The organism is Bizionia argentinensis JUB59 (genome assembly GCF_000224335.1).
Lineage (GTDB): Bacteria > Bacteroidota > Bacteroidia > Flavobacteriales > Flavobacteriaceae > Algorimicrobium > Algorimicrobium argentinense.
This window is the reverse complement of record NZ_AFXZ01000001.1, coordinates 18,756-28,125: the sequence shown is the minus strand read 5'-3', so window position 1 is coordinate 28,125 and position 9,370 is coordinate 18,756. Positions and strand designations below refer to the sequence as shown.

The following is a 9,370-nucleotide window of genomic DNA, read 5'->3' as shown; positions in this document are numbered from 1 at the left end:
TTGGTAGACGCGCCAGCTTGAGGGGTTGGTGGACATTAGTCCGTGGAAGTTCGAGTCTTCTCGTGCGCACTTTAAGTTAATTGCCTAGTTTCATTTTAATATATTTTCCAAGAGTCGGAAATTCTCATCGCGAGAACTAGCACTTAAGTACTTCAACTAATTTATTATTTTTAGCAACTTGATGCTTTCTAAACATCTTTAAAACTGAAAATTTTAAATAACTCTATATAAAATAATCTCTTTCTAACTATTTAATAATTTAATTCATTACTTTTGTTTAATGTTTTCTAATAAAATATGAACAATATTAAGAGTAATTTTAGCATTAAAGATCTTGAAAATCTATCTGGTGTAAAAGCACATACCATTAGAATTTGGGAAAAGCGTTACAATCTTTTAAAACCTAACCGTACTGATACAAATATTAGATATTACAGTTTGGAAAGTCTGCAGAAGCTTCTCAATATCACCTTCCTTTATAATAATGGATTTAAAATATCTAAAATTGCAAAAATAAACGATTTGGATATTGCGGATACCGTTCGTGATTTATCATCTAAAGCCTATGCCGACGATCATGCCATAAACATGTTAAAGTTGGCTATGCTAAATTTTGATAAGGAGCTGTTTCTAAATACGTATGATAACTTATTACAGCATAAGGATTTTTCTGAAATTTTCATGGAAGTTTTTATACCACTTATGAGTGAAATAGGTTTTTTATGGCAAACAAATACGATTACACCCGCGCAAGAACATTTTATTTCTGAATTAATTAAGCAAAAGTTATTGGTTAATATTGAAAATTGCACATTAAAAGCAATAAAAAACAAGGATAAAAACTTTGTACTCTTTCTTCCAAATAACGAAATTCATGATTTAGGACTGCATTTTTTAAATTATAAGCTCACCAAAGCAAATCATCATACGCTATATTTGGGTCCAAGTGTTCCTATTGTAAGCCTAAAAGATGTTTTAAAGCACCATAAAAACATTATCTTTATTTCCTATTTCACGGTAAAACCCGAAACAGAAAATATTGAAAACTACTTAAAGGAATTTCATGATGAGCTCCTCAATAACGGTAATGAATTATGGATATTTGGCCGTATGGCAAATAATATAGACAACTCCAAATTGCCTAAAACCATTAAAGCTTTTCATTCCGTAAACGATTTAGATAAATATATCTAAAAAAAGAACTTGTTTTGTTTAGCCTTTTTGTATATTTGTTAAACATATGAAGAGAAATATTACCATAATTGGATCAGGGTTTTCATCCCTTGCTGCCGCATGCTATCTAGCACAGTCTGGACACAATGTTACTATTTTTGAAAAGAACGAAACTATTGGTGGTCGCGCAAGACAATTAATTAGAGACGGTTTCACGTTTGATATTGGGCCAACCTGGTATTGGATGCCTGACGTTTTTGAACGATTTTTTGCTGATTTCAATAAAAAACCTTCTGACTACTACCAGCTCGAAAAATTAAATCCAGCTTATTCTGTTTACTTCGGAAAGAATGATTTCATTACTATAGAAGATACGTTAGATAAGATACGAGCTGCTTTTGAAAAAGAAGAACCTGGAAGCTCTAAAACCTTACAGAAATTTATCGATAAAGCACAAGATAATTATAATGTTGCTATTAAAGATCTAGTATATAATCCTGGTGTTTCACCGTTTGAATTAGTGACAGCCAAAACATTCAAAAAAATTGATCAGTTTTTTAGTACCATAAAAAAAGATGTTCGTAAGGAATTCAAAAACGACCGTTTAGTTAAAATTTTGGAGTTTCCAGTTCTATTTCTAGGAGCCAAACCAAGCGATACGCCTTCTTTTTACAGCTTTATGAATTATGCCGATTTTGGTTTAGGTACCTTTCATCCTAAAAAAGGAATGTATCAGGTAATCTTAGCTATGGAAACCATGGCAAAAGATTTAGGCGTTACTTTTAAAACCAATTCACCTATAGAAAAAATACTAGTTTCTAATAAAGTGGCTTCAGGCGTAATTACAAATGGAAAAACGTACTTAAGTGATATTGTTTTAAGTGGTGCCGATTATCATCATACAGAAACCCTTTTAGATCAAGAATATAAGCAATACTCCGAAGCCTATTGGAATAAAAAGACATTTGCGCCATCATCCCTCCTATTTTATGTGGGTTTTGATAAGAAAATAAAAAATGTGAATCACCACACCTTATTTTTTGATGTAGATTTTGATAAACATGCAGAGTCCATTTACGACAAGCCGGAATGGCCAGAGAATCCCTTGTTTTATGCTAGCTTCCCTTCCATTACTGACAGTCATGTAGCACCAGAAGGCAAAGAAGCAGGAATATTTTTAGTTCCATTAGCACCTGGATTAAAAGACAATACTAAGTTACGTATGACGTATTTTAAAAAAATAATAGATCGTTTTGAGGACTTAACCTCTCAAAATGTAAGAGATCATATTTTATTTAAAGAGTCATTTTGCGTAAACGATTTTATAAAAGATTATAACTCTTACAAAGGAAATGCATATGGAATGGCCAATACTTTGCTACAAACTGCTTTTTTAAGACCAAAATTAAAAAGTAGTAAGGTAAAAAATTTGTACTTTACAGGACAGTTAACAGTTCCTGGACCAGGTGTGCCACCATCACTGATTTCAGGAAAATTGGTTGCCGAGCTCATTAATAAACATCATGCAAATTAAATAGAGGATAATATATATATCATTATTCTAACGTATTACAGAGCTTCCAATCACTAAAAAACTATCAGATGAAATCAATTTTTGACATCGTTTCACATTCGTGCAGCCAAACGGTTACTAAAACCTATAGCACGTCTTTTTCCTTGGCCACTAAAATGTTGGCAAGTTCCATACGTCAAGACATATACAATATTTATGGTTTTGTTAGATTTGCCGATGAAATAGTAGATAGTTTTCATGATTACGATAAAGAAGTACTTTTAAATGAATTCGAAAATGATTTAAATTTAGCTTTAGAGCGCAAAATAAGTTTAAATCCAATTTTAAATTCTTTTCAAGAAACCTATCATAAATATGGTATTGAAAAGCATATGGTAGATGCTTTTATGCGGAGCATGCGCTCCGATTTGCATAAAACTACCTATTTAACGGAAGCGGAATACAACTCCTACATTTATGGCTCTGCTGATGTCGTTGGCCTGATGTGTTTAAAAGTATTTGTAAAAGGTGATAATGAAAAATATAATCACCTTAAAGAATCTGCTATGCATTTAGGCTCTGCCTTTCAAAAAGTGAATTTTTTAAGAGATTTAAAAAGTGATTACGAAGACTTAAGCCGCACGTATTTTCCTAACACGGACTTATCTAAGTTAGACGAATTTTCAAAATCACTTATAATTGAAGAAATTGAGCGCGACTTTGAAATTGGTCTTCAAGGAATTAAAGAACTTCCAGCAGAAGCTAAATTTGGCGTGTTTACAGCCTACAGGTACTATAGTCAACTTTTAAAGAAGTTGAAGAAAACGCCTGCATTACAAATTAAAAATACTAGAATACGGGTTCCTAACTACAAAAAGATTGAGTTATTAACGCGCAGTTATGTGAAATATCAATTAAATTTGTTATAAAAATTATGATAGACATTATTTTGTGGATACTTATTTTTATTGGAACATTCCTGTTTATGGAATTTATGGCATGGTTTACTCATAAATACATCATGCATGGCTTTTTATGGAGTGTACACAAAGACCACCACCATAAAAAACACGACAGTTGGTTTGAAAGAAATGACCTATTTTTTATTTTTTACGCCATTGTAAGTATCACCTTATTTATACTATGGCAGTACGCAGGCTTTTGGGCTGGATTGCCATTAGGACTAGGAATTTTCGCTTACGGCTGCGCTTATTTTATGGTTCACGATATTTTTATACACCAACGTTTCAAGCTTTTAAGAAGCGCCGACAACTGGTATGCAAAAGGTGTTCGTCGCGCCCATAAAATGCACCATAAACATTTAGGTAAAGGTGATGGCGAATGCTTCGGTATGTTATTTGTACCCTTTAAATACTTCAAAAAATAAAGCTTTATAAATTCTGTTTTTATGCCTAATGAAAATCATTTCGATTATATCATTATTGGAAATGGTCTTGCTGGTTTACAACTAGCTTTAAAATTTATTTCTGATGATGAATTGAAGTTGAAAAAAGTAGCATTAATTGATCCCGATGATAAAAATAAAAACGATAAAACTTGGAGTTTTTGGGAAATCCAGGATGGTGCTTGGGAGTCTATCATTGAAAAATCATGGAAGACCGCCTTATTTAATTCCAAAAGCAAGGCGCTTACTCTGCCTTTAGAACCTTATACCTACAAAAGCATTCGTTCCATAGATTTTTATAAGTATGCAAAATCAGCATTAAAGCAGTCGGAAAACATCCACTTTATAAAAGACTCGGTCGTTTCTATAGTTGAGACTGATTCGCTTTTAGTTCAAGGGAAAAATAATACGTACACCACGAATCACGTTTTTGATAGTCGAATACCTGATGAATATACTACGGAAATATCTAAATACACATTAGTACAACAACATTTTAAAGGTTGGATTATTGAAACAGACACACCATGTTTTAATCCTGAAGCATTTACGATGATGGATTACCGCTTTCAACACAATAATACAACGAGTTTTGTTTATGTATTGCCTATTTCTGTAAATCGGGCACTAATTGAATATACCTTTTTCACTCCAGAAACCGTTGTGGAATCTGTATATGATGATGCTATTCGTAGTTACATAAAAAATCATTTAAAAATAAATAGCTATAAAGTTATTGAAACAGAAGCGGGAAATATTCCAATGACGGACTTCCCTTTTTGGAAATACAATAGGCAAAACGTCACTAAAATTGGCACAGGAGGTGGTTGGGTTAAGGGTTCCACGGGGTACTCCTTTAAACATACCGAAAAAAATGTGCGTAAAATTATATCGAATATTAAAAGTGGAAAACAGCCTTCGTATAAATTATTTAAGAGGAAATATAAATTCTATGATAAAATTTTTCTAGAAGTTTTAAAAACAAATAACAAAAAGGGCGTTTGGATTTTCGAGCAGTTCTATGCTAAAAATTCCATTCCAACCATGTTTCGGTTTTTAGATGAAGAATCAACTTTTACTGAGGATCTTCATATTATGCGCGCACTATTTTCTTGGGATTTTATAAGCGCTTTTTTTCGCGCATTATTCCGCCGCTATTAAATCGTCCAACACTTTTCTTACTTTATCACTATTCCAATTTGCCGCACCCGATTTATCCATAACAATACTTCCTTGTTTATCAATTAAGTAAGTTTGAGGAATACTATTGGTTTGAAATTGCGCTGGCGCATTTGTAACAGATTGATAAAATTCAAAATTAAATTCATTTTTACTTTGGAATCCTGAAATAGTTTCAGCCTTTTCGTTGGAGACTAATAAAAATATCACGTCATCTTTATAATCGGCATACAACTCGTCTATACTTGGCATTTCTGCAATACACGGCGGACACCAGGTTGCCCAGAAATTAATGAACACTACTTTGCCTTCTGCTTGCTTAAAGTCGAACGCATTCCCTTTAGAATCCACTAAATTCCAATTGTCATAAGACTTTAATGTTTCACGTTTATCGACACTAATTTCCGAAGGACTAATCATAGCTAATCCCTTCTGAAGAAAAACCTGAATAGGCTGACGCGTTTGTGGTATAATCATTAAACCAATAACGATGACAAAAATAATATTACTAGTAGAAAATTTCGGTTTTTTCATAATATGAGATAAGAAGCTTTAGTCGTACGTTAACGTAATTACTAACAATAAAAAAACTCCTGAAAATTATAAATAATCAGGAGTTCTTATGGAATTCAATAAAACCTAAAAATTAAGCCTTATTTTCTTTTTTAATTAAGTTTAAAGCAGAACCTTCATTATACCAATCAATTTGAGCTTGGTTGTAGGTATGGTTTGTTTTAATAACATCTTTAGATCCGTCTGCATGAACAAACTCTAATGTTAACTGCTTGTCTGGTGCAAAAGCATCTAAATCTAGGAAGTTAATTGTGTCGTCTTCTTGGATTAAATCGTAATCACTTTCCTTATCAAACGTTAAGCCTAACATACCTTGTTTCTTAAGGTTAGTTTCGTGTATACGCGCAAATGACTTCACTAAAACAGCAGCAACACCTAAATGTCTTGGCTCCATAGCGGCATGCTCACGAGATGATCCTTCACCGTAGTTATGATCACCAACGACAATAGTTTTTACGCCTGCCGCTTTATAAGCACGAGCAACATCTGGAACACCACCATACTCACCTGTTAATTGGTTTTTAATAAAATTGGTTTTTTTACCGAAAGCGTTAACAGCCCCTATAAGCATGTTGTTAGAAATATTATCTAAATGTCCTCTAAAACGCAACCAAGGTCCCGCCATAGAAATATGGTCTGTTGTACACTTACCAAAAGCTTTAATTAAAAGTTTAGCACCAGTGATGTTATTTCCTAATGGAGTAAACGGTGTCAACAATTGTAAACGTTCAGACGTTGGACTAACGGTAATATTAATATTACTACCATCCTCTAACGGTTCTACATAACCAGATTCTTTAACATCAAAACCTAATGGCGGTAACTCAAGACCGTGTGGCTCATCTAATTTAATTTCTTCACCATCTTCATTTAGCAAAGTGTCATTCATTGGATCAAAATCCAAACGACCTGATATAGCAATTGCTGCTACCATTTCTGGCGATCCAACAAAGGCATGTGTATTAGGATTTCCATCTGCACGTTTAGAGAAGTTCCTGTTAAAGGAATGTACAATAGTATTCTTCTCATCACCTTTTCTATCACTTCTGTCCCATTGTCCAATACATGGACCACAAGCATTGGTAAAGATAGTTGCATCTAGATCTTCAAATATTTTTAAAACTCCATCACGTTCTGCTGTAAAGCGAATTTGCTCTGAACCTGGATTAATTCCAAAATCAGATTTCGGTTTAATTTTTTTGTCCACGGCTTGTTTAGCAATTGAAGCTGCACGTGTTAAATCCTCGTAAGATGAATTTGTACATGACCCGATTAATCCCCAATCAACTTTTAAAGGCCAGCCATTTGCTTTCGCTTTAGGGCCTAATTCTCCAACTGGCGTAGCCAAATCTGGTGTAAAAGGTCCATTTAAATGTGGACGTAATGTATCTAAATTAATTTCTATAACTTGATCGAAGTATGTTTCTGGCGAAGCATAAACTTCATCATCACCCGTTAAATACTCACGGATTTTGTTTGCTTCATCAGCAATATCGCTTCTATCGGTAGCACGTAAATAACGCTCCATAGAATCGTCGTAACCAAATGTAGAGGTGGTTGCTCCAATTTCAGCACCCATATTACAAATAGTTCCTTTTCCTGTACACGATAAATTTTTAGCACCTTCGCCAAAATACTCAACAATAGCACCTGTTCCACCTTTTACAGTTAGGATTCCAGCAACTTTAAGAATTACATCTTTTGCAGATGTCCAACCATTTAAACTACCTGTTAATTTAACACCAATTAACTTCGGAAACTTTAATTCCCAAGCCATTCCTGCCATAACATCAACAGCATCAGCACCACCAACACCAATAGCAACCATTCCTAATCCACCAGCATTAACTGTATGTGAATCTGTTCCAATCATCATTCCTCCTGGGAATGCGTAATTTTCTAATACAACTTGGTGAATAATACCAGCTCCTGGCTTCCAGAAACCAATTCCATACTTATTAGAAACCGATGCTAAAAAGTCAAAAACTTCACTACTGGTTTCGTTAGCACGTTTTAAATCGGGTACAGCTCCTTGTTTTGCTTGAATTAAGTGATCACAATGTACCGTTGTTGGAACTGCCACTTTAGGCTTTCCAGCTTGCATAAATTGTAATAAAGCCATTTGAGCTGTAGCATCCTGTAATGCAATCCGGTCTGGTGCAAAATTTACATAATCCTTACCTCTTACAAAGGCTGTATTAGGGTTTCCATCCCAAAGGTGAGAATATAAAATCTTTTCTGAAAGTGTTAATGGTTTACCAACAACTTCACGCGCTTTATCTACACGTTCGGTCATATCTTCATAAACCTTCTTGATCATGTCAATATCGAATGCCATATAATATATTTTATGTGAATAAACTTTTTTATCTCCAAACTAATGGGACTGCAAAAGTACGAATTTTAAAGACCATTTAAAAATATGTAACGAAAACGTACTATTAGTGAAGTATTTTTAAAAATTAAGCGATTTACACTTTATTTATTGAGAATTTCATGATTTAAATGCTTAAATAATAATAAATTAACAAATATGTATCGAAAAATTACATAAGCGTCAATTTAGAACGAATTAAAATAAACTCTTAATTATTTGCTCTTCGGTAATACCTTCGGCTTCTGCTTTATAATTTTTGATTATTCGGTGTTTAAATATCGAATAAGCTACAGCTTGAACATTGTCCATGTCTGGTGAGAACTTACCGTTAATAGCAGCATGTGTTTTAGCTGCCAAAATTAAATTTTGTGAAGCCCTTGGACCAGCACCCCAATCGATGTAATTTTTAACCAGGTCTGCAGCTTCTGCACTATTTGGCCTTGTTTTCCCTGTCATTCTCACTGCGTATTCTATTACATTATCTGCAACAGGAATTCGGCGTAATAACTGCTGAATATCTACAATTTCTTTTGCTGTAAACAACGCGTTTACCTCTTGTTTGACGTCGGATGTGGTGGATTTCACAACATCTACTTCTTCTTGAAAACTTGGATAATCTAAATTAATAGCAAACATAAAGCGGTCTAATTGCGCTTCTGGCAACGGATAGGTTCCCTCCTGCTCTATGGGGTTTTGAGTTGCTAAAACAAAATACGGTAAGTCTAATTTATAATGATGTCCAGAAACCGTAACCGTACGCTCTTGCATGGCTTCTAGCAAAGCTGCTTGCGTTTTTGGCGGTGTTCTGTTAATTTCATCCGCTAAAATAATATTAGCAAATACAGGTCCTTTTATAAATTTAAAATGTCTATTTTCATCTAAAATTTCACTCCCAAGGATGTCACTTGGCATTAAATCTGGTGTAAACTGAATACGCTTGAAATCCAGTCCTAATGTTTTCGCTATCGTATTAACCATTAAGGTTTTTGCCAAACCCGGAACACCTATTAATAAGGCGTGACCACCAGAGAATATGGAAATTAAAATTTGATCGATAACCGCATCTTGACCAATAATAACTTTAGCTATTTCGGTTTTTAATTCTTTATATTTTTTTACGAAGCTTTCAATTGCAGCAACATCAGACATA

The 9,370-nt window shown here is 33.9% G+C and carries 8 protein-coding genes; 5 read left to right on the top strand and 3 right to left on the bottom strand.

All coding sequences use genetic code 11. From position 1 onward, the window contains the following. The first annotated feature begins 297 nt into the window (after positions 1-297). The 5 genes from BZARG_RS00105 to BZARG_RS00085 all read left to right on the top strand — a co-directional run bounded on the left by BZARG_RS00105 (position 298) and on the right by BZARG_RS00085 (position 5,252). Positions 298-1,194, top strand: a complete 897-nt coding sequence (locus BZARG_RS00105; protein ID WP_008634141.1) for a MerR family transcriptional regulator — start codon at positions 298-300, stop codon at positions 1,192-1,194. A 46-nt stretch (positions 1,195-1,240) separates the two neighbouring features. Beyond that, positions 1,241-2,707 (top strand): phytoene desaturase family protein, encoded by a 1,467-nt coding sequence (locus tag BZARG_RS00100; protein ID WP_008634134.1) that lies wholly within the window; start codon positions 1,241-1,243, stop codon positions 2,705-2,707. 68 nt (positions 2,708-2,775) lie between these two features. Next, complete coding sequence (locus tag BZARG_RS00095; protein WP_008634144.1) at positions 2,776-3,615, top strand: phytoene/squalene synthase family protein; 840 nt, start codon at positions 2,776-2,778, stop codon at positions 3,613-3,615. A gap of 8 nt (positions 3,616-3,623) precedes the next feature. After that, complete coding sequence (locus tag BZARG_RS00090; protein WP_123766842.1) at positions 3,624-4,073, top strand: sterol desaturase family protein; 450 nt, start codon at positions 3,624-3,626, stop codon at positions 4,071-4,073. A gap of 21 nt (positions 4,074-4,094) precedes the next feature. Then, a complete protein-coding gene (locus tag BZARG_RS00085; protein WP_008634119.1) occupies positions 4,095-5,252 on the top strand; it encodes a lycopene cyclase family protein in 1,158 nt (385 codons plus the stop codon). Here the strand turns inward: BZARG_RS00085 and BZARG_RS00080 are convergent. From BZARG_RS00080 to BZARG_RS00070, 3 genes are all read right to left on the bottom strand, one after another. Continuing rightward, on the bottom strand, positions 5,235-5,804 hold the full coding sequence (locus BZARG_RS00080) for a TlpA family protein disulfide reductase (RefSeq protein ID WP_008634143.1): 570 nt from the start codon (positions 5,802-5,804) through the stop codon (positions 5,235-5,237). The genes BZARG_RS00085 and BZARG_RS00080 overlap by 18 nt on opposite strands. Positions 5,805-5,916: 112 nt before the next feature. Then, positions 5,917-8,181, bottom strand: coding sequence for an aconitate hydratase (locus tag BZARG_RS00075; protein WP_008634127.1), 2,265 nt, complete (start codon positions 8,179-8,181; stop codon positions 5,917-5,919). A 234-nt stretch (positions 8,182-8,415) separates the two neighbouring features. Then, the gene (locus tag BZARG_RS00070; protein ID WP_008634135.1) at positions 8,416-9,369 is read right to left on the bottom strand and encodes an AAA family ATPase; all 954 of its coding nucleotides are present in this window, start codon (positions 9,367-9,369) and stop codon (positions 8,416-8,418) included. Position 9,370: the final 1 nt, after the last annotated feature.

Coding starts and splice junctions, on each gene's coding strand:
- BZARG_RS00105 (WP_008634141.1), top strand. CDS start 298: ATGAACAATATTAAGAGTAATTTTAGCATTAAAGATCTTGAAAATCTA.
- BZARG_RS00100 (WP_008634134.1), top strand. CDS start 1,241: ATGAAGAGAAATATTACCATAATTGGATCAGGGTTTTCATCCCTTGCT.
- BZARG_RS00095 (WP_008634144.1), top strand. CDS start 2,776: ATGAAATCAATTTTTGACATCGTTTCACATTCGTGCAGCCAAACGGTT.
- BZARG_RS00085 (WP_008634119.1), top strand. CDS start 4,095: ATGCCTAATGAAAATCATTTCGATTATATCATTATTGGAAATGGTCTT.
- BZARG_RS00080 (WP_008634143.1), bottom strand. CDS start 5,804: ATGAAAAAACCGAAATTTTCTACTAGTAATATTATTTTTGTCATCGTT.
- BZARG_RS00075 (WP_008634127.1), bottom strand. CDS start 8,181: ATGGCATTCGATATTGACATGATCAAGAAGGTTTATGAAGATATGACC.
- BZARG_RS00070 (WP_008634135.1), bottom strand. CDS start 9,369: ATGTCTGATGTTGCTGCAATTGAAAGCTTCGTAAAAAAATATAAAGAA.